Raw genomic sequence first — 23,622 nt, 5'->3', positions numbered from 1 at the left:
AAAATTTTTTTCGAGGTTTGTGATTGATCAATCAATTATAAAGAGGAGATGGAAATAATGAAAAAAGCAATCGTATTAGGTGCAACTGGCGGCGTTGGGAACCCGTTGGCGGCGGAACTAATAAAAAGGGGAATTGAAACGGTAGCTTTCGGGCGATCGGAGAATAAATTAAAAAGCCTCGCGAGGGAGCTTGGAAATCCAACGCTGCTGCGGATTGCGACTGGCGATGCGTTTAATCCGGACGATATTATAAAAGCGGCCGAAGGAGCGGATGTTATTTTTCACAGTGCGAATATGCCGTATCACGAAATGGAATCGCGGCTGCTGCCGCTCGGGGAAGCGGTGCTGGAAGCGGCCGACCGGATGGGGGCGAAGGTCGTTGTGGTAGACGGCATTTATCCGTATGGCAGGAGAACGACGGAAAAGGCGACGGAGGAACATCCCAAGCAGCCGCATACGCGAAAAGGGAAAGTACGGCTGGCATACGAGAAGCTCATATTCGGCCCGCGCTGGACTAACGCGCAGCCTCTGATTGTTCGGCTGCCGGATTACTACGGTCCGTCTGCGCAAGCCTCTTACTTAAATGTTACGATGGAGGCCATTGCGGCCGGAAAGCCGACTGCTTTCATCGGTAACATGAACATTCCGCGCGAATATGTGTACCTGCCGGATGCCGCGAAGATGATCGTAGAGATCGCAAGCAGGGACGATTCGTACAGGCAAAATTGGCATATTCCCGGCCCAAGCGTAATCTCTGGACGCGATATCGTTCGCATCGCGCAGCAGACAAGCGGAATGCGCAAAACGGTTGTTCCGCTCGGCCGAATCGGGCTGTCGCTCATCGGTCTGTTTAATCCCGTCATGAAAGAGGTCGTGGAGATGCTCTACCTTACGGAGGAGCCGTTCGTGCTAAGCGGCGAGAAGTATGAGCGCGAGATCGGACCGATTTCATGGACGCCGCATGAAGCGGCAATCGCTGCGACGATCAGGAGCCTGATGAGCAGGAGCGGAGCTGCAGGCTAAACGCAATCGGTTATCAGGACAAAATCCAACATAGCGGGAAAAATCGTCTAAGACAAGGCTAAGTTACTGCAAATATCCAGTATAGCGAGGAGCAAGCGGCGGCGGCTCCTTGTTTTCGTTTAAGGGATGATCCGTATAGCTTGCATGAGCCGGATGAGTTGCGTTACGACTTGCGCTCCGCTCGCCGGGCGGGCGAATCCGCGCCGCAGCAATCCTCTCCGTTCCAGTCGGTCAAGCTCCGCGCGCTCGTATTCGGCTTTTTTCTCGATCACATACAGTTCGATCATTATGGGTCCACTCCCTTTGTCTTGCTTTCATTTCGTTGCTTTCATTATGACAGCGGAAGAAAGGGGTAAAAAGTGTAAAGTTCGATATTACGGTTTCCCCTTTTAAGCAACTGCGGTATACTGACCAATAATCGCGGTTTGTTGGGTTAACGAATGGGAGGTGCAAGGATGTCTGCTGAAGAGAGGTATCTGGCCTTGTACGATAGCTTTAAGCCGGGCCATCAGCTGGATGAGACGTACGAGGTCACACTGGACGATTTGATGGAGGTATTCTACTGCACTAGACGCAATGTGAAATTCATCATCCGCAGGCTGGTCGATGAGGAGCTGATTGGCTGGCAGGCCGGTCTCGGACGCGGCCACCGGTCACGGCTATCTTTTCTCGTCCAGAAGGAGCATTACTTGTTCGAGCTTGCGGTCAGACATGCGCGGAGCGGGGAGTACAAATACGCGTTTGAATTGCTTGAGCAGTATGGAGGGAATACGACGGCGCAGGAGCGGTTCATGGCATGGCTGAACGACCAGTTCGGCTATCATCAAGAGACAGGCGAGCAGTTGGATGGCTCCAGCATGGATACGCTCCGCCTGCCGGTCTATCGACCGATTACGACGCTCGATCCGGCGTTGGTGTATTATTGTTTCGATTCGCACATGATCCGGCAGCTGTTTGACCGGCTTTTGCGGTTCGATGAATCAACCGGACGGATTGTGCCGGGAATTGCCCATCATTGGACGAGAAGCGAGGACGGCTTGGCATGGACCTTTTATTTGCGGAAAGGAGTCCGGTTTCACCATGGCCGCGAGGTTGAAGCGGAGGATGTCGTGTTCACGATTGAACGCCAGCTGCAGGGGCTGCCGAACAGCTGGATGCTGGACGGCGTCGAACGCGTCGAGGCTGAGGGGCCGCGTATCGTAAAGTTTACGCTAAGTAAGCCTAAATATTTGCTGCCTCGCTTCCTATGCGGAAACTCGATGTCGATCGTGCCCAAGGATCTCGTGCTGCAGAGCGAAGAGACATTCAGCAAGCATCCGGTCGGTTCGGGGCCGTTCAAGCTCGTCAAATGGACAGAGGGGCATGTAGTAATGGCTGCGCATACGGATTACTTCGAGAGGAGACCGCATCTGGACGTTGTCGAGCTGATTCTCTTGCCGGACGATCGTCCTGTCGGCTCGCGGCCGAAAGACTGGAAGCAGCTCATAACCGACCATGAATCCGTTGAGGAGAAACCGGAGCGCGAATGGCAGACGATCGAGGAAGTGGATCAAGGCTGCACGCTCCTGACGTGGAACATGAATAAGGAGGGACCGCACAGGCATCTCGCTTTCCGGCAAGCAATCGATCTGCTGACGGATCGCGGCGGGATGATACGGGATCTCGGAGGAAACCGGAAATTAGCCGCTTCAGGCTTCCGTTACGAAGAAGGCAAGCCTAAGCCGTCAGAACAGGCTTTGGACAAGACGCGCGTGAACAGCCTGCTGGCTGAAGCCGGGTACGCCGGCGAACCGATCACGATCGGCTCCTATTCGATTCATGAGCAGGATGCCAGGTGGATTGTGGACCGCTGCGCCGAATTTGGGATCCGGGTCGAGTTTAGACTGGAGGATTGGCATACGATTCGGAATCCCGAGCTGGTCGCTTCCGTGGACGGGATCCTCTACGGGGTCGTTTTCGCCGAAGACGAGGTATGCGAGCTCGAATTGTACGAGCAAGAGGGCAGCTTTATCAAGGAGCATCTGGACCCCGAGTTCCGGCTGTGGGTGAAAGGGCGCATCGACGAAGCGATGGCGAAGGAAGGCCTGGAAGAACGCCGGCGGATTCTGCTCCAGATCGAGCAGCGGCTGCGGGACGAATGCAAGGTCATGTTTCTTCTTCATAAGAAGGTGACGACTCATTTTCACCCGGATGTCAAAGGGGTTAGCATCAACTCACTCGGTTGGATCGACTTCCAGCATGTGTGGCTGGAGAAACCGCGTGAGCACGTCAGTTAATTCGGTCAATATCGGTAGTCCAGGACTGTATTTCGCGTCCCGGGCTACCGCTATTTTTATTTTGGGAGAAACGGCTTTGGTCCGTTTGCGTTTAATATAGCCCTATATCTGACCGTGCTTCTGTGCCTGGCTCATTTCCACGCACATGAGGATAAAGGCGCCTGCGCCGTGCAGGTCGTTCTCGCTCGTTGGACGGGCAATATAGTGGGCATAGTCTCCGATTCCGGTGCCGATGCAGATTTTGCCGATGATCACGTTGCCGTTGTCATCGAACGTCAGCGTATTAATGACGCCCTGGTAGCCCTTCCAGGCATATGGCAAATACTTGGCGTCCAAATAGCCTAACCGCACGGCCTTGGCAATGGCATGCACGTATAAGGCGGTACAGGAATTTTCCGGCCAATTGTCCGGACGGTCCGCTTTGTCCACGACCTGATACCATAAGCCGGAGGCGGCATCCTGGTATTTCGTCAGCGCGATGAGCAGGTCCTGCAGAATGCCTGTCAGCGTCGCTTTATCCTTATGATCCTCGGGCAGGTATTCGAACATTTCCAGCAAGGCGACAGGATACCAGCCGATCGCGCGGCCCCAGAATTCAGGCGCCAGGCCTGTGACGGGGTCGGACCAGCCAGCGGTTTTGGTTTCGTCCCACCCATGGTACAGCAAGCCGGTGCTTGGGTCCTTTGTGTGTTTTTCCATCAAGATCGCCTGGTAGGCCAGCATGTCAAAATATTCGGTTTCGCCGAAGGTCTTTGCGAACTGGACCGCAATCGGCCCGGCCATATATAACCCGTCTAACCACATTTGATTCGGGTAATGTTCCTTATGCCAGAAGCCGCCTGAAGGATTGGTCTTCCACGATTTTAACAGCGGCACCAGATTGAACAAAGCTTTCTTATACCTTTCGTCCCCCGTCTGCTCAAGCAGGTTAAACAGAAGAACACCCGGCTGAATATCGTCGAGCTCGTCGGGCTTGTGCTTCTTGATGCTGCCATCCGCAAGAACCTGACTGTCCACCCACCGTTTGATGTACTCGTAATAGTCGGCCTTTCCGGTCTCCCGCCAGCATTTCTCCATGCCGGACAGAAACACGCCTTGATGATAGTGGAACCGGTCCGGCGGAAGCAGCTCCGGCTCAAATTTGGCCATCAACGCCTCGCAGGCTTTCTCAGCCCATTGAATGGGGGTCAATGCCTCCTCTTGCATTTTCGTCTTTGCACTGGACTCTGAAGAATTCATCGCATGAATACCTCCTTCTCGAACTTAAGCCAATACTAGCACACTAATATGTACATTTTTTGCGTAGATGCATGAATTCTTCTTATATCTTGCAGAAAACGAGCGGAGGCATACCCGGACGACCGGCTTTCGATCAAGGCGCTTTCGGTGCGGATTATGGAGGAGGTGCGGGAGAAGAAGCCCGGTTTCGAGATGTTTGCGCAGACTTTGGTTCAGCAGCTGCTCATTATTTGCTGTCGGCATATCAGACAAAACAGCATGGAGCCGCTAGAGTCTCCAAGTCCCATGCATGAAAGAATCTCGGAGGTCGTCCGTTATATCAACAACCATTATATGCAAGCTTCACCTGCTGGCAGAGAAATTTTACGTCAGTCCTACTATTTCAGCCGGTTTTTTAAAGAGGCGACGGGCTTTACGTTTATCGAGTATTTGAACAGCGTCAGGATCAAGGAGGCGAAGAAGCTTCTTGGGCAATCGTTCATGAAGGTCAGCCTTATATCGAAGAAGGTAGGCTTCGGCAGCGTAACGCGTTTCGGCAGAGTGTTCAAGTCGATCACCGGAAATGCGCCATTGCACTATAGGAAAAGAAAGTAAGCTCATGGCGGTGCACGGGGAATTTCTTGCCGCCTTTTTTTGGAGCGAAAGCCAGCCGCTCTTATCCTGAGCCGCAAGAAACAGGGCTGTCTCGCCGGTCGCTTCATGACCCTTGAGACAGCCCCTTACATTCAGCTTATAGGTAAACCGCTTTGCCGGTTTTCGATGATTCGTAGATCGCTTCAAGAATTTGCGAAACGACGTAAGCTTGCTCCGGCGTTACGACGGGATCGGTGTCCTCGTCGATCGCTTTCAGCCACATTCTCATTTCGAGATCGGCGTCGCTTTCCGTTTTGCCGTCGTAGAAAGCGACTCCGCCGGCTTTCAGGTCAACCTCGGTCGTGTACAAGCGGCTGTGCTGCTCGCCGTTAATGCGCAGACCGTTCTTCATGTCCGCCCCGCCCTCCGTGCCGGACAACGTACATTTCGCTTCGTCGACTTCAAGCGTGTTGAGCGCCCAGCTGGACTCCAGCACGATCGTAGCGCCGTTCTCCATGACGATCATACCGAAAGCGGAATCCTCAACCGTGAACTTGGCAGGATCCCAAGGTCCCCATGCATTGGCGGCATTCTCGCGCTGCGAAAGCTTATGGTACGATGTGCCGAGAACGACTTTCGGCTTGTAGTTGTCAAGCATCCAAAGCGTCAAATCAAGCGCGTGCGTACCGATATCGATAAGCGGTCCGCCGCCTTGTTTCTCTTCGTCGAGGAATACGCCCCATGTCGGTACTGCGCGGCGGCGAATCGCGTGCGCCTTCGCATAGTAGATTTCGCCGAGCTCGCCGGATGCGCAAATTTTCTTCAAATGCTGGCTGTCCGGGCGGAAGCGGTTGTTGTAGCCGACCGTAAGCTTCTTGCCGGTGCGGCGGGCCGCTTCTACCATGCGCTTCGCGTCGCTGGCGGTTTTCGCCATCGGCTTCTCGCTCATGACATGCTTGCCGGCTTCGAGAGCGGCAATCGCGATGTCCGCGTGAGAATCGTTCGGCGTACAAACGTGAACGATGTCGATGGATTCGTCAGTCAGCAGCTCCTTGTAATTCGTATATACTTTTGCATCCTCAGCGCCGTATTTGGCGGCAGCCTGGTCAGCGCGCTCTTCCACGATGTCGCAGAAAGCGACGAGCGATACATTATTTAATTTCTTCAAGCTTGGCAAATGCTTGCCGTTCGCGATCCCGCCGCAGCCTATGATAGCAACCCGATAAATGTTGGACATGGTATAAAATCCTCCTCTAAGTCTGTTGCGATATTTTTTGACGCGAGTTCTTCCGGTATTCGGAAGGGGTGACGCCGAATTTTTTGCGGAACACGGCATGCAGGTAATTGCCGCCGGCAAATCCGGATAGCTTCGCAATCTTCTCAATGGACTGCTCGCTGTTCTTCAGCTCCCGGCAGACGACCGCAAGCCTTATGTCCTCCAAAATCCGGCTGAAGGTCTGTCCGTGATGGAGCTCTTTGAAAAGCCTCTGAATATGCCGCGAGCTTAGATTCAGCTTATCCGCAACATCCTCAAGCGTAATGAGGCCGTCATAATTCGCATAGATGTACTCCATGGCAAGCCGGTAACGGTAAGCCTTCATATCTCTTGTTGGAAACTGCTTCTGTTCATTCGCCGTATCGTACGCCCTTACGGCTCTCAGCAGAATTTGGACGACCGCTTGCTTGATCGTCGTATAGCTGCCGACGAAATTATCGCTGCAGGCTTGATAAGCCTCCAGGAAACGGGGCATGGCTTGATGAATGTCCATGGCCGGGAAATGCGGAAGCGTTCTCAGTTTGTCCATGCAGTCGCGGGCTTCCGCCGCTTCCCAGTCATCGTAAGAAGCCGTATCGTCCGCTTCGCCGTTCTCCGTCCGGTCGATAATGTCAATGTGAAGGCAGAGCTCATCCATTGCTTCGTGAGCATCCGCCTCCTGATAATGCATCACTTCCGGTCCAGTCAAGTAAAACATGCCGGATCTAAGCGCATATTCCTGATCGGCGATGATGACCTTCCCTTTGCCCTGCGGGATGAAATGGAATTCATACTCCGCATGCTTGTGGAAGCCGACGATTCGTCCCGGAGGAAACTGCGTCAGATGGAATCGAAGCACATGGATGTCATAAGGTCCCCATCTGATGCGAAGCTCCAGACGCTCAAGCGCATCCTGACGTTCCCGCATCACCTCATAAGGAAAGTTGATCATGCCGTTTCCTCCTGGGCGTGTGGCTTAAAAAAACGAGTTACTCGCTCAGCTCGTCGATTCTGACGGCGCGATGCTCGCGCGCAGAGAGGTTCGACGCTTCCATCAGCTTGGTCAAATCAACGGCCAGGCTAATATTCTCATCAGCCGACGTGCCGTTCTCGATATGGCCAACCCACTGGTGAAAAGCGCTTTCTCTCGCATTTGGAATCGGATACGAAACCCATTGTTCGGTCCATTCTCCGCCGGCGGCGGAGGAACGAAGCAGCAGCTTGCTCTCCGGCGTGCCGTACATCAACGTGCCATCCGTACCGTGCACTTCAATGGTGAACGGGGAATGGTTGTTTACGAAGCCCGCCTCAACGATGCCGACCGCGCCGGTTGATCCGGACAATAGCGCAACGGCGTTATCCTCAACCTGCTTGCCCGTCACGTAACCGAAATGCGCCGATACTTCGCCCGGCATTTCGTTCAGGAACAACCTTGTCAAATACATCGGATGACAGCCCAAGTCGATTAACGCGCCGCCGCGGCACTCTTCCAGGCTGTAGAAATGCTCAGGGAGCCAGCCGGCCGTTGCGCCGTTATGAGATAAGCGGGCGCGGACAAGCGTTACTTTCCCAAGCAGGCCTTTCTCCAAAATATCGCGGATCGCGAGCGTATAGCCGTCGTTCAAACGAGGCAGCGACACTGTTAATTTTACATTATTTTTGGCTGCTTCATCCAGTATAACATTAACTTCCTTCAACGTAGCGGCGACAACCTTCTCGGTGAAAATATGCTTGCCCGCTCTTGCGGCGGCAACCATCACCTCTTGATGCATCGCGGTAGGCGCATCGACGATGACCGCATCGATATCGTCCCGCTGCAGCATCTCATCCAAATTCGCATAAAACGGAACGCCGAGCTTCTCGGCCGCGGCTTGTCCGCGCTCCGGATTCTCATCCCATACCGCTGCCATTTCCGTACCCGGATGCTCCTGAGCCTGTTTTGTATAATCCCATGCGTGCACGTGCCAATAGCTGATTTTTCCAATTCGAATCATCGGTCCATCTCTCCCCGCGCGTTATTAAAGTAAATTGCTGACGTCTATAATTTCATGACACTATTTATAATTTATCATATTTAGAATCTTATTTTTACTTCAAATTAATGACGATTAGTGTATGAAATTGCGACATCTACGTGTTACCCGTACTGCTTGCGGTATTCCCGCGGAGAGATATGGGTAATCTTCTTGAACGTTTTGCCGAAATGGGAAAAGTTATCGAAGCCGACAGCCGCCGCGACGTCCGTAATGCTGAGCCCGGATTCCCGGAGAAGGCGCTGCGCTTCTTTGATCCGCGTAAGAACGATGTAGTCGGAGAAGGTGAAACCGCTCATCTCCTTAAACATACGGCTTAGGTAATGGGGACTGATAAAGAATCGTTCAGCCATCGTGCCAAGCCGGAGAGGCTCATCGAAATGCGCATTGATGTAACGGATTACTTCCGATATTTTGGCATGCATGGGCGTTTCGAGATGAAGAGGAGCCTGTTCATGCTGCTGCAAATGTCTGGAGGCGGTCAGCAGAAGATCGGACAGCGCACCGCTTGGAATAAGCTCATACCCGGTCGGCTTCTGGGCGATCTCCGCCACTAAACGGCGCAAGATTTGCTCGATGGCCAGCTGTGTTTGCCGCGGCAGGCGGATCAGATTGCTTGGCTGCCGGAAAGGCGTCAGCAGGAAGTCTGCATGCGGACCGGCCAGCCGGCTCAAAAAAGCGTCGTCGAAATGAAGGATGATGCGTTCATGGGCGTCTTCGCCCGATTGAATCGTTTTATGAAGCTCATGCTTGCGAATAAAAATAAGATCGCCTTGTTCGACGGAATAGGAACGGTCCCGGATAAAATAGATGCGCCGGCCGGACAGCATATAATAAATTTCATAATAATCATGGTAATGGTCGTCCATCATCGTATAAGGTTCTGACCGCTTTCGATATTCAACATAAAATTCGGGTATGGCACCGAAACTTTCTTCTTCAGATAGAAAGGTCATGGAAGGTCATCCTCTTTTACAAAATCGCAAGATATGCGGCGTATTACGGAATTTTAGCATGATATGACAAGAATTATACCATTTTGATGCGTTATGATGGAAGCAGGCTAATTATAGAGGAGGAATAACGGCAATGACCAAAAAACGTTATGTATTAGTAGGAAGCGGCGGCAGGGCGGAATTTTTTTACGGAGCGCTTGCAACCGATTTCAAGGAAACGTCGGAGCTGCTTGCTTTCTGCGATATCAACCAGACTCGGATGAATTATGCGAATCAAATCCTGATCAACAAATATAACCATGAACAAGTCCGTACTTATAAATCGAATGAATTCGACCGTATGATCGAGACGGAGAAGCCGGATGCCGTGATCGTGACGAGCATGGACCGGACCCACCATACGTATATTATCCGCGCTCTGGAGCTGGGCTGCGATGTCGTGACGGAAAAGCCGATGACGGTGGACGAGAAGAAATGCCAGGAAATTCTCGACGCGGTCGAACGGACCGGCCGCAACGTCCGCGTGACGTTCAACTATCGTTATGCTCCTCATCATACGAAAGCGAGAGAATTAATTGCCGGAGGAGCGATCGGGAAGGTTACTTCCGTTCATTTCGAATGGCTGCTTAACACGCAGCATGGAGCCGATTACTTCCGCAGATGGCATCGAAACAAACAAAACAGCGGCGGCTTGCTCGTACACAAGTCGACTCATCATTTCGATCTGGTCAACTTCTGGATCGGTTCGCAGCCGGAGTCGGTGTTCGCGTTCGGCGATTTGCTGTTCTACGGCCGCGAGAACGCGGAGCAGCGCGGGGAAACGAAGTTTTATGAGCGCGCGACGGGAAATCCGATTGCCGCGAACGATCCTTTTGCGCTACACTTGGATAAAAATGAGCATTTGAAAGCGATGTACCTGGATGCGGAGCATGAGGACGGCTACCGCCGCGATCAGAGCGTATTCGGAGACGGCATTAATATCGAGGACACGATGGGCGTGCTTGTCCGCTACAAAAATAATGCGATTCTGACTTATTCGTTGAACGCTTATCTTCCGTGGGAAGGCTACCGGATCGCGTTCAACGGAACGAAGGGCAGGCTCGAAATGAGCATCGTCGAGCAGTCCTACGTCAATTCCGGCGGCGAGAAATCGCAGGAGGGCGCATTGAAGGGGAAGTCGATTACGGTGTACCCGATGTTCGGCGCGCCGTATGCGGTTGATGTCGAGGAAGGCGTCGGCGGTCACGGCGGCGGAGATCCGGTCCTGCTGAACGACCTGTTCGGAACGCCGGTCGAGGATCCGTTCAACCGCGCGGCGAACCATATTGACGGCGCACGCTCGATTCTGACCGGCATTGCCGCGAACCGTTCGATTCAAACAGGCCAAGCCGTGCAGATCGACGATCTGGTAAAGTTTCACAAATAGGATGAGGGGGGAAGCTGGAATGAAGCCATTTATGGACGACAATTTTTTGTTATCGAATGAAACGGCGGTACGGCTATACCATGATTTTGCGAAAAGCATGCCGATTATCGATTATCACTGCCATCTGAGCCCGCAGCAGATCTATGAGAACACAAGCTTTCAGAACATTTCGGAGGCCTGGCTTTACGGCGATCATTACAAGTGGCGGGCCATGCGTGCTAACGGAGTGGAAGAAAAGTACGTGACCGGCGGCGAAGGCGTCACCGACTATGAGCGTTTCGAGGCTTGGGCGAGAACCGTGCCGCAGACGATCGGCAATCCGCTCTATCAATGGTCGCATCTTGAGCTTCGCCGGTATTTCGGAGTCGATGATCTGATTAACGAGGGCAATGCGGCTTCGATCTGGGAGAAGGTGAACGCCAGGCTGACAAGCGGCAGCTTCAAGGCTCGCGATATCATCAACATGTCGGACGTAGAGGTTATCTGCACGACGGATGATCCGGTCGACTCGCTCGAATACCATATCGCGATCAAGGAATTGAACGATTTTAACGTAAAGGTGCTGCCGTCGTTCCGGCCGGATAAGGCGCTCGAAATTAACCGCCCGACCTTCCTGGAATGGATCGGCAAGCTAGGGGAAGCTTCGGCAGCCCCGGTCGACAACTATGACGCGCTGCTGAATGCGCTGGAGAAAAGAATCCGTTTCTTCAACGAAGTCGGCTGCAAGGTGTCCGACCATGCGCTCGATTACGTGGCTTACGCGGAGGCAACCAAGGAGGAAGCGGCTGCGATATTTGCAAAGGCGTTGAAAGGCGAGCGCGTCAGCCTGGAGGAAGAGAAGCAGTATAAAACGTACACGCTGCTTTTCATGGGACGACTCTACGCGAAGCACGGCTGGGCGATGCAGTTCCATATCAACGCCGCGCGCAACAACAGCTCACGTATGTTCGGCAAGCTGGGTCCGGATACGGGCTTCGACTCGATCAACGACAGTGCGGTAGCTTATCCGCTTGTAAGGCTGCTGGATGCGCTCGATACGGATGATGCGCTGCCGAAGACGATCGTGTATTCGCTTAATGCGAAGGACAATGACGTGCTTGGCTCGATTATCGGCAGCTTCCAGGGCGGCGGCATTCCGGGCAAAATCCAGCTCGGCTCGGCATGGTGGTTCAACGATACGAAGAACGGCATGCTGGATCAGATGAATGCGCTCGCGAATTTAGGCCTGCTCAGCCGTTTTGTCGGCATGCTGACCGATTCCCGCAGCTTCCTCTCGTATACGAGGCACGAATATTTCAGAAGGCTGCTCTGCAACCTGCTCGGCGAGTGGGTCGAGAACGGCGAGGCGCCGCAGGATATGGAGCTGCTCGGCGATATGGTTCAGAACATCTCCTACCGCAATGCTAAGGCTTATTTCGGATTCTAAACCGAGAATAGATAAGATATTTATATCTTTATTTCGAAGCGCAACGGCAGGAAACGCGTAGGAAAGCGGCCGCCCGCTCCTGAGAAGAAGACGTTCCGCGGTCCCGTTTAGCTTGGCGGGGGCTGCGGAGCGTCTTTTGCCTGCTTCCGGTAGGAGCTCATGATATATTTGAGCATTTGGGGCAATGCGATGTTGGCTGCAATCCCGAACAGCTCGGAATGAGCTATTTTTCGACAAACGAGATAGAAGGCTGTGCCGCCGATCAGCTCGAAGGCGATAAACTCCTTCCACTTCCAGGCCGGAACAACGTAGACGGTAAATTCCTTCGTTCTTGCAGCTCTTGAACGCACAATGAAAGCCCTCCTGCTATTAGGCACATTAACAACCGTACTAAAATATGCAGAGCGGCTTATCCAACATTCTTAAGTGATAACGAATAATAGGGAGGAGCTTATCCATGGTGGGATCGGCATTCGTAACAGGCGCGGACCGAGGAGTAGGGCTTGCGCTGACCGGGGCATTGTTAGCGGAAGGCGCCCGGGTGTTCGCCGGGCAATATGCGGCGGAGGTGCCGGCATTGCAGCGGCTGAAGGACAACTATGCAGATCAGCTGCATGTGCTGCGGCTTGATATTTCCAGGGATGATAGCGTCGCGGAAGCGCTGCGGGCAACGTCGGAGCATACGGACCGGATTGATCTGCTCATCAATAACGGGGCTATTCTGGGCGACATCAAAGCGACGGTAATGGATTCGCTGAACTATGAAGAGATGATGACCGTATTTAATGTCAACGCGTTAGGAAGTCTTCGGATGAGCCAGGCCTTCATGCCGCTGCTGCTGAACGGCGAATCGAAATGCCTTGTCAATATTTCCTCGGAAGCGGGCAGCATCGGCGATTGCCGTCGCGACAGCTGGTATGCGTACTGCATGTCGAAGGCGGCTCTTAACATGCAATCGAAGCTGATCCATAACCGGATCAAGCCGCTTGGAGGGCGAGTGCTCGTGGTGCATCCGGGCTGGGTGCAGACCTATATGCAGGGCAAGCTGGACGTGGGGGCGACGCTTACGCCGGAGCAATCCGCCGGCTCGATTCTGAAGGTCATCGAAGCGCGCCTCAAGATCGATGCCGAGCATTTAGCTTGCGACTATGTCGACTATGAGGATCGAGCGTTAAAGTGGTAAGGCAGTAGTGATGAATTGCGGAACGCGATGGATAAGCCGAGCGAGCCGAGCTGCATGCGGAAGAACGGCATGTGAGGGAACGGTATGCAGGGCATGGTATGTGAGAGCATGGCATGTGAGAGTACAGTCTGCGAGTGCACGGTATGTGAGAGAATGACATGTGAGAGCACGGTATTCGAAGGCATGGTATGTGAGAGTATGGCATGTGAGAGTACAGTCTGCGATGAGAGTACTGTCAGCGAGTGCATGGTAGGGAGTACAATCAGCGAGAGCACGGGAATGTAGAGAGCGCGGTATGTGAGAGTACGGTATTTGAGAGCATCGTGTGCGAGAGTACAGTCTGCGAGTACTCGGCATGAAGCGAACGCATGGGCTGAGATGCCGAGCGCAGCCAAGCGACATGCTGCTTAAGAAAATAACCGGTTCGAAGCTTGCCTTGCCGATGCTTCATGATAATAGAGGGAAGGGAATACCTCCATCTAAAATATTACGATGATGGGGAAGCGAGTTTCTCAAGGGAATTTCTACCGTTAATATCGGTTGTTTTCTACAAAAACGACGATTACTTGGATATTAGCTGGAGGAATTCCGTTTAATTCCGATATTTAGACATATTCGTTCCAAATAGCGGGAGTTTTTCCTGTTATTCGCTCATTCATCCCATGTTCCTCGCGTCTGAAGAAGCTATATCGTGCAATCTGCTGCTCATACTGCATCATAACAAGAAAGCAACGAAGTGATTGTCACTTCATTGCTTTCTCGCGTATCTGAGCATTTGCGGACTGGACAGCCAGACGTGCCCGGCTAAAATGATTGCAACTGAACGAACGCGCGGCGAAGGATGAGCAGCATGTCGTCGATATGCTGCTGCGTGACGATCAGCGGCGGCACCAGCCGGATGGTTGACGGTCCCGGCGAGTTAATAAGCAAGCCTTCGCGCAGGCAAATCGCGGACAGCTCTGTGCTTGCGCCCTCCGGCACATCGAATGCCAGCAGCAGGCCTTTGCCGCGGACGTTGGTTATCGGATATTGGCCGGACAGCTCCTTAAGCTTTTTCACTAAATAGCTGCCCTGCCGCTCTGCATTTCCGGCCAAATCCCGCTGCAGCAGCTCCTGAAGCACCGCGCTGCCGGCCGCCATCGCAAGCGGCTGACCGCTGTACGTGCCTCCCTGATCCCCCGGCTCGAACAAATCGTATTTGCCGAGCGTCAGCATCGCCGCCAGCGGGAAGCCGCCGCCGATTCCTTTGCCCAACGTCAGCACATCAGGCTTGATCCCGTAATGCTCGTAAGCGAACAGCTTGCCCGTTCTGCCCATCCCCGTCTGCACTTCATCGAATATAAGCAGCATCCCGTACATATCGCACATTTTACGCAGGCCGTATAGATAGGCTTCATCGACTGCGTGAACGCCGCCCTCGCCTTGGATGAGCTCCAACATGATCGCGCAGGTATTGTTCGTCACGGCAGCGAAGCAAGCATCCAGATCATTGATCGGCACATGCGTGAAGCCGTCTACCTTCGGTGCGAACAGCTCCTTCCAATGCGGCTTACCGGTTGCGGACATCGTCGCTAACGTTCGCCCATGAAAACCGTTTCTTAACGCAATGATTTCGTAGGCTCCGCTGAGATTAACCGCTCCGTGCTTTCTTGCCAGTTTAATCGCGCTCTCGTTCGCCTCGGCGCCGCTGCTTGCGAAGAATACTTTATCCATTCCGCTTACGCCGGTCAACTGCCCGGCAAACTCAATCATCGGCTTGTTGAAGTAGCCGGGACTCGCATGGACCAAGGTCGAAGCCTGGCGTGACAGCGCCTCCTGCAGCACGGCCGGAGAATGGCCCAGGTTCGCGACGGCCCAGCCGCCGACAAAGTCTAAATACGATTTTCCATCCGTATCCCACAGATACATGCCTTCACCGCGCTCCATCACGATGTCAGGACGGCGCGCCGTAAATAAAACCGATTTTTCCGCCGATTCGAGCAAAGCGTGGGTCACTGAGTTCTCTAACTGTATCATGACAAGCCTCCCGTTTATCCAATGTATTGTATAAATATACAGTGTTAAGAATAAAAATTCAACACTCTATTTTAACCAGCACGTAAATTTGTACGCGGGCCCGTCAAGACTTGGGCCAATACGCGCAGGCGAGACCATTGGCTTTAAAAAGTGACATTATTCATTAAAAAAACGCATACCGGAAGCTCTGCAAAGCCATTAAAATGCTTTAAGGATCAGACAGGAAACAGCGCGACCGGAACGAATGTATCTAACAGGGAACTGGATGCAGACCGTACATCTATGATTACCTCGATTATGGCTGCTAAGGGCGGTCAAGCGCGGCGGATCGTACCGAAAATAGAAGGAGGGGCTGAAGATGTGGAATGGGGATGCCTTATTGGAAAAGCTTTATGAGGAGGCGGTTGCCCGTCACCGGAATGAAACGAAGGCGGGGCACCTGAACGAACGCAAACCGAAGCTGAAAGCGGCGCTGCGCGAGGCGGTCGGCTCGTTCGACTCGAATATCGGGCATGAGCCCAAGCTGCTGGAGCGCGTCGAATGCGAAGGGTATATCCGCGAGAGGGTGGAGCTGTCCGCTACGCCGGGATTAACCTTCGGGGCGTATGTGCTCATTCCGAAAAATGCGGACGGGCCTCTGCCCGGCGTGCTTGCGCTTCACGGTCATGGTTACGGAAGCCGGGAAATTGTAGGCCTGCTGCCGGATGGTTCGGCGGACGAGGGAAAGCCGGGCATCCATCAGCATTTTGCCCTGCAGCTGGTGAAGAGGGGACTCGCCGTTATAGCGCCGGACGTTATCGGTTTCGGCGAACGCCGGCTGTTGGCCGATCTTGCCGTGAATCCGGATGCGCCGAGCTCCTGCTTCCGCTTGTCCACACAGTTGATGATGCTCGGCAAAACCTTAACGGGTCTGCGCGTAGCGGAGGCGCTGAAGGCGTTCGATTATTTGGCTTCAAGGCCGGAGGTTGAAGGCGGCCGCGTCGGAGCGATGGGCTTCTCCGGCGGCGCGCTGATCGCTTATGTCTCCGCGGTGCTGGAAGAACGGATTCAGTCGCTTGTATTGACAGGGTTTACGAATACGTTCAGAGACAGCATATTTGCGGTTAATCACTGTATCGACAACTATACACCGGGTCTGCTGCAGCATGCCGAGCTGCCTGAGCTGATCGGCCTCGCGGCTCCCAGGCCGTTATTTCTGGAGTCAGGCGAGAAGGATCGGATTTTTCCAGTTGACGGCTTTCGAAAGGCGGCCGCTGTCATTAAGGCGATCTATGAGGCAGAAGGGGCCGGCGCGGAGCTGGAGACGGATGTGTTTCCCGGCGCGCACGAGATCAGCGGACGCAAGTCTTACGACTGGCTGAAGCGGTCTCTTGCGGCAAGCGGCCCGTCTCTGTGAAGCGGAGTTTTTTAACGTGAATGCGTAAGCTTGCCGAACGCCGCGGGCGACAGGTTCATCCATCGTTTGAACGGCTTGCTGAAATGCGAGACGTTCCGGTAGCCGAGCCGGTAGGCTATATCCCCGGCCGACGGTTCCGTGTCGATCAGCAGCAGTTTGGCCTGCCGTAGAATCAGGCCGGTTTAGTATTGCCGGGGCGGCATGCCGTAGAAGCGCTGAAACCCCCTTTTACTATAGAAGGGGCTGCAGCCGCTCTAGGCGAACATGGATATTTTCGAACGTTGACTGAGCAGCATTCTCAATCGCGCCGATGCCGATCCGGCAAGCCGCAACGGCATCGGCGCTTTCCTGAAAGCATTGGATACGCATCTTCGGTATGTGCTGAAGCCCGGCCCCTCCTTGTTCGAGGACGCGCGGCGTACCTTCGATCCTATGGCCGGAGGAAACAAAGCTGCGATAGAAGGTTGGATGGAAGAACGCTTAGCAGGACTAAGCGTTCTTTTCTTTTATCATTTATAGAAATGCCTCCGATAAGACGACGGCGCTTCACCAAGCACCTTCTTGAACACCCTGCTGAAGTAATAGGGATTTTTGTATCCGAGCCGTTCGCTGATCTCGGAAACGTTTAATGACGTATTGCGCATCAGATCGATCGCTTTGTTCATCCGAAGCTTCGTATGGACTTCAACGATGCTTTGGCCGGTGGACTTCTTGAAGGCCGATGACAAATAGCTGTAATTCAGCTTTAATTGTCCGCTTAAGCTCTCCGAATCAAAGTCCCGATCCGCATGCTCCGTTAAATAAGTTATAACCCTGCCTGTGACCGCAGCTTTTTTCCCGGCGCTATCCTCCCGGCTCTCACGCTTGACCGAGGCTTGATGAAGGTCCAGAAACAAATGATAGGCCTGCATGCTGATTCTCGTCATTCGGTGCTCCTGCTGCAGATGATAATCGTCCAGCAGCTTCAGCAGACGGGTCTCCAGCGTGTGATGAATGGAGGAGACTCCATGCTTCGGCATTGCGAACCGGTATTCGTAATGGTGCGGATGATAGGTGCCGAGCTCAAGCATCGGCAGATGTTCTTTATAGCTCACCCGCCCGTCTGCGACTGCCTTGAAGTGAATCCAGTACCAGGAAGTTCCCGGCTCGGTCCTCGGCAAGCCCCCATGATGAAGGCCTTTCTTTAGAAACAGATGCTCCCCCGCTCCGATTACAAATTCCGTTTCTTCTTCGATCACCTGCATGCTGCCCTTGGTTACGAATAAAAACACGTCATAGTCCAGGATCCGGTCGGGATGGGTGTAGAGGGAGCGGGTCTGGTTCCAGCCTATATCCCTTACGAGAGGCATTCGGTCGGCAGTTAAATAAATATCGGTATCGATCCCTGACACCTCCTTTTCGGATAAACGTTCTTGATTCATTATACCTAAAAAAAGTATATGTAATCTCCGATTTCGTGCATTCCTCCTTATTGTAGTCCCATTTAAAATAAATCTAAAGCATAAAAATAAGGAGGTTATTCCAAAATGGCTCATGTATTCTCCGAATTCCGGCCAGGGCAGGTTCAGCTATTGGACGGCCCTCTCCGCGCACGTTTCGAGCTTAATAAAAAATACGTCATGAGCTTGACGGACCAGAATCTGCTCCGGAGCTTTTATTTGGAGGCAGGGCTGTGGAGCTACAGCGGAAACGGCGGAACAACGACGGCTTCCGCGACGAATAAGGACGGTCCGGAGCATTGGCACTGGGGCTGGGAATCGCCAACCTGCGAGCTGCGTGGGCATATGATGGGACACTGGCTTTCGGCGGCGGCGCGAATATACGCCCAGACGAAGGATATGCCGGTTAAAGCAAAAGCGGACCATATCGTCGCGGAGCTGGCTAAATGCCAGGAGGCGAACGGGGGAGAATGGCTGGCGGCTTTTCCCGAATCCTTCATGGTTCGTATGATGAGCGGAAATTGGGTATGGGCGCCTCATTATACGATTCACAAGCTGCTGATGGGGTTATACGATATGTACGCCCTGACGGGTAATGAGCAGGCGCTGGCTATAATGAAGGGAATGGCGGTATGGATTGAACGCTGGACAAGCGGCTTCACGCAGGAACAGTTAGATGAACTGCTTGATATGGAAACCGGAGGCATGCTGGAAGTCTGGTCGGATTTGTACGGAGTGACCGGCGAGGAGAAGCACCGTCAGTTGATCGGCCGTTATGACCGCCGTCGCTTCTTCAATCGTCTGCTGGCTGGAGAGGATGTGCTGACGAATAAACATGCCAATACGCAAATTCCGGAAATTCTAGGCGCGGCAAGAGCCTATGAAGTAACCGGCGACGAACGGTTCCGCCGTGTGGTCGAGGCATTCTGGGCTTGCGCCGTGACGGACCGGGGTTATCTATGTACCGGGGCCGGAGATAACGGCGAACTGTGGATGCCGGGCGGGGAGATGGCGGCCCTTCTCGGCGCCGGTCAGGAACATTGCTGCAGCTATAACATGATGCGGCTTGCGGGGTACCTGCTCCGCTGGACCGGAAATCCGGCCTATGCCGATTACTGGGAAAGAAGATTTATTAACGGCGTACTCGCTCACCAGCATGGGGATACGGGCATGGTGACGTATTTTCTCGGGCTCGGGGCAGGAAGCAGCAAGACTTGGGGGTCTGAGACGCAGCATTTCTGGTGCTGCCATGGCACGCTCATTCAAGCGAACGCCTCCTACGAGTCGCAAATTTATAGGGAAGACGAGCAAGGCGTCGCCGTCATACAGTGGATCCCCTCCAAGCTGCGGTTTCAGCGCAATGGCGGCATGATCGGTCTCACAATTGAACAGGACGGGCAAAACGGCTTATATCCCATGAACAAATGGTCGGTTTCCGGCATGGAGGCCATTACGAGGGTGCATGTTGCTCCGATTCCGGTCCGCAGGCCGGACCGTTTCGTCTACCGGTTGACGGTATCCTGCAGCAAGGAAACCCGATTTCTATTGAAGATGAGGCTTCCATGGTGGCTTGCGGGAGAACCGAAAATAACGGTAAACGGGATGGAACAGGAAGGACCGTTCGATCCATCGTCTTACTGTGAAATCGCCCGGCTTTGGAAGGATGGCGACGTCGTATCCGTAGAACTGCCGAAGAAGCTCGCCGCCGAGCAGCTGCCGGGAGAGCCCGGCACGTTCGCTTTCATGGACGGTCCGATTGCGCTTGCCGGGCTGGTAGATGAGGAGCGGCGGTTATACGGGCATCCCGAGCAGCCGGAAACGCTGCTTGCGCCGGACCGCGAACGGAATCACGGCTGGTGGAATCCAGGGCATTACAAGACGGTCGGACAAGACCGGGGCTTCCGCTTTATCCCGCTTTACGAGATCAAGGATGAGACCTATACCGTTTATTTTCCGGTTATGCCTTAACGGCTTACGTGCTGCTCTCGTTATTCCCGCTTCCGAAGCGCTTGGCGTTTCTGGCGCGGGCGCGTTCGATCTCGGTCTCGCGATTGCGCGGATCGGCGCTCGTAACGAGCGACTCGAGCAGCGTCCGGGCAGCTGCGGCTACCTCCTCGACCGCAAGGTGAAACGCGGCTTCATTCGCTTTCGAAGGTGAATGGAATCCCGTGAGCTTTCTTACGAATTGCAGCGAAGCCGCATGAATTTCCTCCTCCGTAGCCGGAGGGTCGAAATTATATAACGTCTTAATGTTTCTGCACATAGCGGTTCTCCTTTGAATAAAGTTGTGATGCCGGTACCATTCATCCTACAATGATAGCGTTTTTTTGAAAATGTGCAAAGGATGGGTTCGGTTCGGCATAGCTCTTCTTACGCGCACGATGTTCCGCAGAGCTTTATGTCGTATACTGCCTGCGGAACTTCGAAGGCGGCAGCCCGATTTGGCCCGCAAAGCAGTTCGAGAAATAAGGAACGTTCTCGAACCCGACATGGAGGGCGATATCGGCGACCGGCCATTCCGTCTTCAGCAGCAGCAGCTTGGCCTGCTCGAGCCTGTATTTTGTCAAATATTCGATCGGCGTCATGCCGTACACCTGCTTCATGCAGCGTGTAATATAGTTGTAGTGAAAATTAAGCGCTTCGGTCAGCGTTTTGCTCGTAATCCCGGAACGGTAATTATTTTTGATATAAGCCTCGGCTTTCTCCGCGAGCGTTACGACCGGGCTTGTGCTGTCCTCATTCTGACGCAGGTCCATCATACGAAGCAGTTCCTCGAATGTCTGCTGCTGAGTCCAGAACGCGCTGGATTGGCGTTCTCCTCCCGCTTTGTTAAGCGTCCGCATGAGCCGGAACGCTTGCTCGGGATAGGGTAGCGTCCATTTTTTTTGCAGATGGAGCGAATAAGGCGACGTAAGGAAACGTTGATAATGCTCATCGTGGCTGAGGTTCGCATGTTCTTGACCGGATTGCTGCCACTCCCCTACCGATTGAAAATGAACCCAATAAAAATGTGCCTTCTCCTCCGACGGCTTGACGGAATAATGGTAGCGGTCGGGAAGCAGAAGCAGCGTCTGCCCTGCCGTCAACGTCCACTGCTGCTCCTCCTCGCCGATAAACAATTGTCCCGATTCCATTAGAATTAAGTCGAACATGCCGAGGTGCTTCCTGCTGGGATGCTGAACCCCGGGTAAGTGGAACGACTCTCCGCTTTCCAAATAATAAGGAAGCGGAGGCGCTGCAAAATAGATATGCTCTTTCCCTTCCAAAGTTGGCATCCTCCTTAGTGCTTGTGTGATATTTTATAAGAAACAGGTTCTTATCTTTTATAGTTTTGTATTATTGTAACGCATACAATAGGAATCAGCAGTATGAAATTTATAATATCTCATGAAGGAGCGAGCATGAAATGGGACAAACCGTAAATAAGGACAAGGCGCGGCCGGTTGCGCTTGAGCATGTGCGGATTCAAGATAACTTCTGGAATTATTATGTTGAATTAGTAAGGAATGTAGTGGTTCCTTATCAATGGGAAGCGATCAACGACCGGGTTGAGGGCGCAGAGCGCAGCGGTGCGGTCAGCAACTTCAAAATCGCCGCCGGACTTACGGAAGGCGAATTTTACGGATATGTGTTTCAAGATACAGACGTTGCCAAATGGCTTGAAGCCGTTGCGTATCTGCTCGTGACGAAGCGGGATGACGCACTGGAGCAAGTGGCGGACGAGATGATCGATATCATCGGGAAGGCTCAGCAGCCAAGCGGCTATTTGAATACTTTTTTTACGATCAAGGAACCGGACCAGAAGTGGACGAATTTAACGGAGTGCCACGAGCTCTATTCTGCCGGGCATATGATTGAAGCGGGCGTTGCTTACTACAAAGCGACGGGCAAGCGGAAGCTGCTTGATATCGTGTGCCGTATCGCGGACGATATCGAAGCCACATTCGGCGACGGACCGGGACAGATTGCGGGCTATGACGGCCATCAGGAAGTTGAGCTGGCTCTTGTCAAGCTTTACGAGGCAACGAACGAGCGCCGTTATCTGGAGCTTAGCCGTTATTTTATCGATAAGCGCGGCCAGCAGCCAAGCTTCTTCGTCGAAGAGGCGGAGCGAAGAGGATGGACGACGCACTGGAACAAGGACAAAATCCATATCGATCACGCTTATTTCCAGGCTCATAAGCCGGTACGCGAGCAAGAAGCGGCGGTCGGACACGCGGTGCGCGTTGTCTATATGCTGGCCGGCATGGCCGACATCGCCAGGGAAACGGGAGACGAATCGCTACTGGAGGCATGCCGCAGGCTGTGGGATAATATCGCCTCCAAACAAATGTATATTACAGGCGGTATCGGATCGATGGCGCATGGCGAAGCGTTCTCGTTCGATTACGACCTGCCGAATGATACCGTCTATTCCGAGACCTGCGCGGCGATCGGCCTTATCTTCTTCGCGCACCGGATGTTGCAGCTGGAGCCGAACAGCCGTTACGCGGACGTGATGGAGCGCGCGCTTTACAATACGGTTCTTGGGGGCATGTCGCGCGACGGGAGACATTTCTTCTACGTCAATCCGCTCGAGGTGACGCCTGAGGTATGCGAGGGACGGAATAAAAACTTCAATCACGTTAAGCCGGTACGCCAGGAGTGGTTCGGATGCGCATGCTGTCCGCCGAACATCGCCCGCCTGCTTGCTTCGCTTGGCGAATACTTGTACTCCGTTAAGGACAATACCGTCTACAGCCATCTTTATATCGGCGGTGAGGTCGATCTGCAACTGGACGGAACGCAGCTTCGGCTGAAGCAGCAAGCAGACATGCCTTGGGAAGGAAAGGTCCGCTTCGAGCTTTCGGTCCAGCAGCCGACGGCGTTCGCTCTCGCGCTGCGCATTCCGGATTGGTCTCCTCAAGCGGAGGTGCTGGTGAACGGAACCGTCTTCTCCATCGCGGACAAGATAGCGGACGGTTACGCCATGATCGATCGTATGTGGTCGGACGGGGATACGGTGGAGCTCACGCTTGAGATGCCGGTCATGCGGGTCAGAAGCCATCCGCTCGTGAAGGGGAATGCGGGCAAGGTAGCGCTGCAGCGCGGTCCGCTCGTTTACTGCATCGAGGAAGCGGATAACGGTCCTCAGCTGCAGCAGCTTATGCTGCCGCAGGATTCGAAGCTGGAAACGAGCTATGACGATCAGCTGGCCGGCGGGCTGGAAGTGATAACGGCGGAAGCGTTAAGATTGGAGCTTGCGCAATGGGGAACGGACCTGTACCGTACGGATTCGAACGTTAGCTTGAAGCCGGCTGTCGCCAGATTCATCCCTTATTACGCCTGGGCGAACCGCGGCAAAGGCGAGATGGCGGTTTGGGTGAAGGAACGTATATAAA

The 23,622-nt window shown here is 53.6% G+C and carries 21 protein-coding genes; 9 read left to right on the top strand and 12 right to left on the bottom strand.

The annotated features are described in order from the left end of the window. The first annotated feature begins 57 nt into the window (after positions 1–57). Entirely contained in the window at positions 58–1,023 is a 966-nt protein-coding gene (locus tag H581_RS0122860) for an SDR family NAD(P)-dependent oxidoreductase (RefSeq protein WP_028612036.1), read from the top strand. 119 nt (positions 1,024–1,142) lie between these two features. On the opposite strand, the gene H581_RS38050 is transcribed toward H581_RS0122860, so the two are convergent. Continuing rightward, positions 1,143–1,310: a hypothetical protein gene (locus H581_RS38050; protein ID WP_156889666.1), complete on the bottom strand. Its 168-nt coding sequence runs from the start codon at positions 1,308–1,310 to the stop codon at positions 1,143–1,145. A 168-nt stretch (positions 1,311–1,478) separates the two neighbouring features. Here H581_RS38050 and H581_RS0122850 point away from each other — a divergent pair, with 168 nt between their 5' ends. Beyond that, positions 1,479–3,299, top strand: a complete 1,821-nt coding sequence (locus H581_RS0122850) for an SgrR family transcriptional regulator (RefSeq protein WP_028612035.1) — start codon at positions 1,479–1,481, stop codon at positions 3,297–3,299. 102 nt (positions 3,300–3,401) lie between these two features. On the opposite strand, the gene H581_RS0122845 is transcribed toward H581_RS0122850, so the two are convergent. After that, positions 3,402–4,538, bottom strand: coding sequence for a glycoside hydrolase family 88/105 protein (locus tag H581_RS0122845; RefSeq protein ID WP_028612034.1), 1,137 nt, complete (start codon positions 4,536–4,538; stop codon positions 3,402–3,404). A 156-nt stretch (positions 4,539–4,694) separates the two neighbouring features. Between H581_RS0122845 and H581_RS35100 the strand changes: the two genes are divergently transcribed. Beyond that, on the top strand, positions 4,695–5,132 hold the full coding sequence (locus H581_RS35100; RefSeq protein ID WP_156889680.1) for a helix-turn-helix domain-containing protein: 438 nt from the start codon (positions 4,695–4,697) through the stop codon (positions 5,130–5,132). 136 nt (positions 5,133–5,268) lie between these two features. Here H581_RS35100 and H581_RS0122835 read toward each other — a convergent pair whose 3' ends face one another. The 4 genes from H581_RS0122835 to H581_RS0122820 all read right to left on the bottom strand — a co-directional run bounded on the left by H581_RS0122835 (position 5,269) and on the right by H581_RS0122820 (position 9,355). Next, positions 5,269–6,348, bottom strand: coding sequence for a Gfo/Idh/MocA family protein (locus H581_RS0122835; protein WP_028612033.1), 1,080 nt, complete (start codon positions 6,346–6,348; stop codon positions 5,269–5,271). Between the two features lie 16 nt (positions 6,349–6,364). Then, positions 6,365–7,318 (bottom strand): AraC family transcriptional regulator, encoded by a 954-nt coding sequence (locus tag H581_RS0122830; protein ID WP_028612032.1) that lies wholly within the window; start codon positions 7,316–7,318, stop codon positions 6,365–6,367. A gap of 37 nt (positions 7,319–7,355) precedes the next feature. Next, the gene (locus H581_RS0122825; protein ID WP_028612031.1) at positions 7,356–8,360 is read right to left on the bottom strand and encodes a Gfo/Idh/MocA family protein; all 1,005 of its coding nucleotides are present in this window, start codon (positions 8,358–8,360) and stop codon (positions 7,356–7,358) included. A gap of 143 nt (positions 8,361–8,503) precedes the next feature. After that, positions 8,504–9,355 carry an AraC family transcriptional regulator gene (locus H581_RS0122820; protein ID WP_028612030.1) on the bottom strand — a complete coding sequence of 284 codons (852 nt, stop codon included), beginning with the start codon at positions 9,353–9,355 and terminating at the stop codon, positions 8,504–8,506. 133 nt (positions 9,356–9,488) lie between these two features. Here H581_RS0122820 and H581_RS0122815 point away from each other — a divergent pair, with 133 nt between their 5' ends. Both H581_RS0122815 and uxaC read left to right on the top strand, forming a co-directional pair. Further along, positions 9,489–10,781, top strand: a complete 1,293-nt coding sequence (locus H581_RS0122815) for a Gfo/Idh/MocA family protein (RefSeq protein ID WP_028612029.1) — start codon at positions 9,489–9,491, stop codon at positions 10,779–10,781. A gap of 19 nt (positions 10,782–10,800) precedes the next feature. Further along, entirely contained in the window at positions 10,801–12,207 is a 1,407-nt protein-coding gene (uxaC, locus tag H581_RS0122810; RefSeq protein ID WP_028612028.1) for a glucuronate isomerase, read from the top strand. Positions 12,208–12,314: 107 nt separating this feature from the next. On the opposite strand, the gene H581_RS0122805 is transcribed toward uxaC, so the two are convergent. Next, a complete protein-coding gene (locus H581_RS0122805) occupies positions 12,315–12,557 on the bottom strand; it encodes a hypothetical protein (RefSeq protein ID WP_028612027.1) in 243 nt (80 codons plus the stop codon). Positions 12,558–12,664: 107 nt separating this feature from the next. On the opposite strand from H581_RS0122805, the gene H581_RS0122800 reads away from it, so the two are divergent. Further along, a complete protein-coding gene (locus H581_RS0122800) occupies positions 12,665–13,390 on the top strand; it encodes an SDR family oxidoreductase (protein WP_028612026.1) in 726 nt (241 codons plus the stop codon). A gap of 804 nt (positions 13,391–14,194) precedes the next feature. Here H581_RS0122800 and H581_RS0122795 read toward each other — a convergent pair. Continuing rightward, entirely contained in the window at positions 14,195–15,406 is a 1,212-nt protein-coding gene (locus tag H581_RS0122795) for an aspartate aminotransferase family protein (RefSeq protein ID WP_028612025.1), read from the bottom strand. Between the two features lie 358 nt (positions 15,407–15,764). Between H581_RS0122795 and H581_RS0122790 the strand changes: the two genes are divergently transcribed. Further along, positions 15,765–16,802 (top strand): dienelactone hydrolase family protein, encoded by a 1,038-nt coding sequence (locus H581_RS0122790; RefSeq protein ID WP_028612024.1) that lies wholly within the window; start codon positions 15,765–15,767, stop codon positions 16,800–16,802. A gap of 11 nt (positions 16,803–16,813) precedes the next feature. On the opposite strand, the gene H581_RS39750 is transcribed toward H581_RS0122790, so the two are convergent. Together H581_RS39750 and H581_RS0122775 are read right to left on the bottom strand one after the other, a co-directional pair. Continuing rightward, positions 16,814–16,921: a helix-turn-helix transcriptional regulator gene (locus H581_RS39750; protein WP_425414644.1), complete on the bottom strand. Its 108-nt coding sequence runs from the start codon at positions 16,919–16,921 to the stop codon at positions 16,814–16,816. 390 nt (positions 16,922–17,311) lie between these two features. Continuing rightward, complete coding sequence (locus H581_RS0122775) at positions 17,312–18,223, bottom strand: helix-turn-helix transcriptional regulator (RefSeq protein WP_245600115.1); 912 nt, start codon at positions 18,221–18,223, stop codon at positions 17,312–17,314. A 105-nt stretch (positions 18,224–18,328) separates the two neighbouring features. Between H581_RS0122775 and H581_RS0122770 the strand changes: the two genes are divergently transcribed. Next, the gene (locus tag H581_RS0122770; protein WP_028612022.1) at positions 18,329–20,209 is read left to right on the top strand and encodes a beta-L-arabinofuranosidase domain-containing protein; all 1,881 of its coding nucleotides are present in this window, start codon (positions 18,329–18,331) and stop codon (positions 20,207–20,209) included. A 4-nt stretch (positions 20,210–20,213) separates the two neighbouring features. Here H581_RS0122770 and H581_RS0122765 read toward each other — a convergent pair whose 3' ends face one another. Both H581_RS0122765 and H581_RS0122760 read right to left on the bottom strand, forming a co-directional pair. Continuing rightward, complete coding sequence (locus tag H581_RS0122765) at positions 20,214–20,504, bottom strand: DUF2277 domain-containing protein (protein ID WP_028612021.1); 291 nt, start codon at positions 20,502–20,504, stop codon at positions 20,214–20,216. A gap of 133 nt (positions 20,505–20,637) precedes the next feature. Then, positions 20,638–21,516, bottom strand: a complete 879-nt coding sequence (locus H581_RS0122760; RefSeq protein ID WP_051251239.1) for a helix-turn-helix transcriptional regulator — start codon at positions 21,514–21,516, stop codon at positions 20,638–20,640. Between the two features lie 131 nt (positions 21,517–21,647). Here H581_RS0122760 and H581_RS0122755 point away from each other — a divergent pair, with 131 nt between their 5' ends. Next, the gene (locus tag H581_RS0122755; RefSeq protein WP_028612019.1) at positions 21,648–23,621 is read left to right on the top strand and encodes a glycoside hydrolase family 127 protein; all 1,974 of its coding nucleotides are present in this window, start codon (positions 21,648–21,650) and stop codon (positions 23,619–23,621) included. Position 23,622: the final 1 nt, after the last annotated feature.

Source organism: Paenibacillus harenae DSM 16969, assembly GCF_000422465.1.
Taxonomy (GTDB): domain Bacteria; phylum Bacillota; class Bacilli; order Paenibacillales; family Paenibacillaceae; genus Pristimantibacillus; species Pristimantibacillus harenae.
Note: the sequence above shows the minus strand (reverse complement) of the source record. Positions and strands in the feature narration are given on the sequence as shown.

Coding starts and splice junctions, on each gene's coding strand:
- H581_RS0122860 (WP_028612036.1), top strand. CDS start 58: ATGAAAAAAGCAATCGTATTAGGTGCAACTGGCGGCGTTGGGAACCCG.
- H581_RS38050 (WP_156889666.1), bottom strand. CDS start 1,310: ATGATCGAACTGTATGTGATCGAGAAAAAAGCCGAATACGAGCGCGCG.
- H581_RS0122850 (WP_028612035.1), top strand. CDS start 1,479: ATGTCTGCTGAAGAGAGGTATCTGGCCTTGTACGATAGCTTTAAGCCG.
- H581_RS0122845 (WP_028612034.1), bottom strand. CDS start 4,538: ATGAATTCTTCAGAGTCCAGTGCAAAGACGAAAATGCAAGAGGAGGCA.
- H581_RS35100 (WP_156889680.1), top strand. CDS start 4,695: ATGGAGGAGGTGCGGGAGAAGAAGCCCGGTTTCGAGATGTTTGCGCAG.
- H581_RS0122835 (WP_028612033.1), bottom strand. CDS start 6,348: ATGTCCAACATTTATCGGGTTGCTATCATAGGCTGCGGCGGGATCGCG.
- H581_RS0122830 (WP_028612032.1), bottom strand. CDS start 7,318: ATGATCAACTTTCCTTATGAGGTGATGCGGGAACGTCAGGATGCGCTT.
- H581_RS0122825 (WP_028612031.1), bottom strand. CDS start 8,360: ATGATTCGAATTGGAAAAATCAGCTATTGGCACGTGCACGCATGGGAT.
- H581_RS0122820 (WP_028612030.1), bottom strand. CDS start 9,355: ATGACCTTTCTATCTGAAGAAGAAAGTTTCGGTGCCATACCCGAATTT.
- H581_RS0122815 (WP_028612029.1), top strand. CDS start 9,489: ATGACCAAAAAACGTTATGTATTAGTAGGAAGCGGCGGCAGGGCGGAA.
- uxaC (WP_028612028.1), top strand. CDS start 10,801: ATGAAGCCATTTATGGACGACAATTTTTTGTTATCGAATGAAACGGCG.
- H581_RS0122800 (WP_028612026.1), top strand. CDS start 12,665: ATGGTGGGATCGGCATTCGTAACAGGCGCGGACCGAGGAGTAGGGCTT.
- H581_RS0122795 (WP_028612025.1), bottom strand. CDS start 15,406: ATGATACAGTTAGAGAACTCAGTGACCCACGCTTTGCTCGAATCGGCG.
- H581_RS0122790 (WP_028612024.1), top strand. CDS start 15,765: ATGTGGAATGGGGATGCCTTATTGGAAAAGCTTTATGAGGAGGCGGTT.
- H581_RS0122775 (WP_245600115.1), bottom strand. CDS start 18,223: ATGAATCAAGAACGTTTATCCGAAAAGGAGGTGTCAGGGATCGATACC.
- H581_RS0122770 (WP_028612022.1), top strand. CDS start 18,329: ATGGCTCATGTATTCTCCGAATTCCGGCCAGGGCAGGTTCAGCTATTG.
- H581_RS0122765 (WP_028612021.1), bottom strand. CDS start 20,504: ATGTGCAGAAACATTAAGACGTTATATAATTTCGACCCTCCGGCTACG.
- H581_RS0122760 (WP_051251239.1), bottom strand. CDS start 21,516: ATGCCAACTTTGGAAGGGAAAGAGCATATCTATTTTGCAGCGCCTCCG.
- H581_RS0122755 (WP_028612019.1), top strand. CDS start 21,648: ATGGGACAAACCGTAAATAAGGACAAGGCGCGGCCGGTTGCGCTTGAG.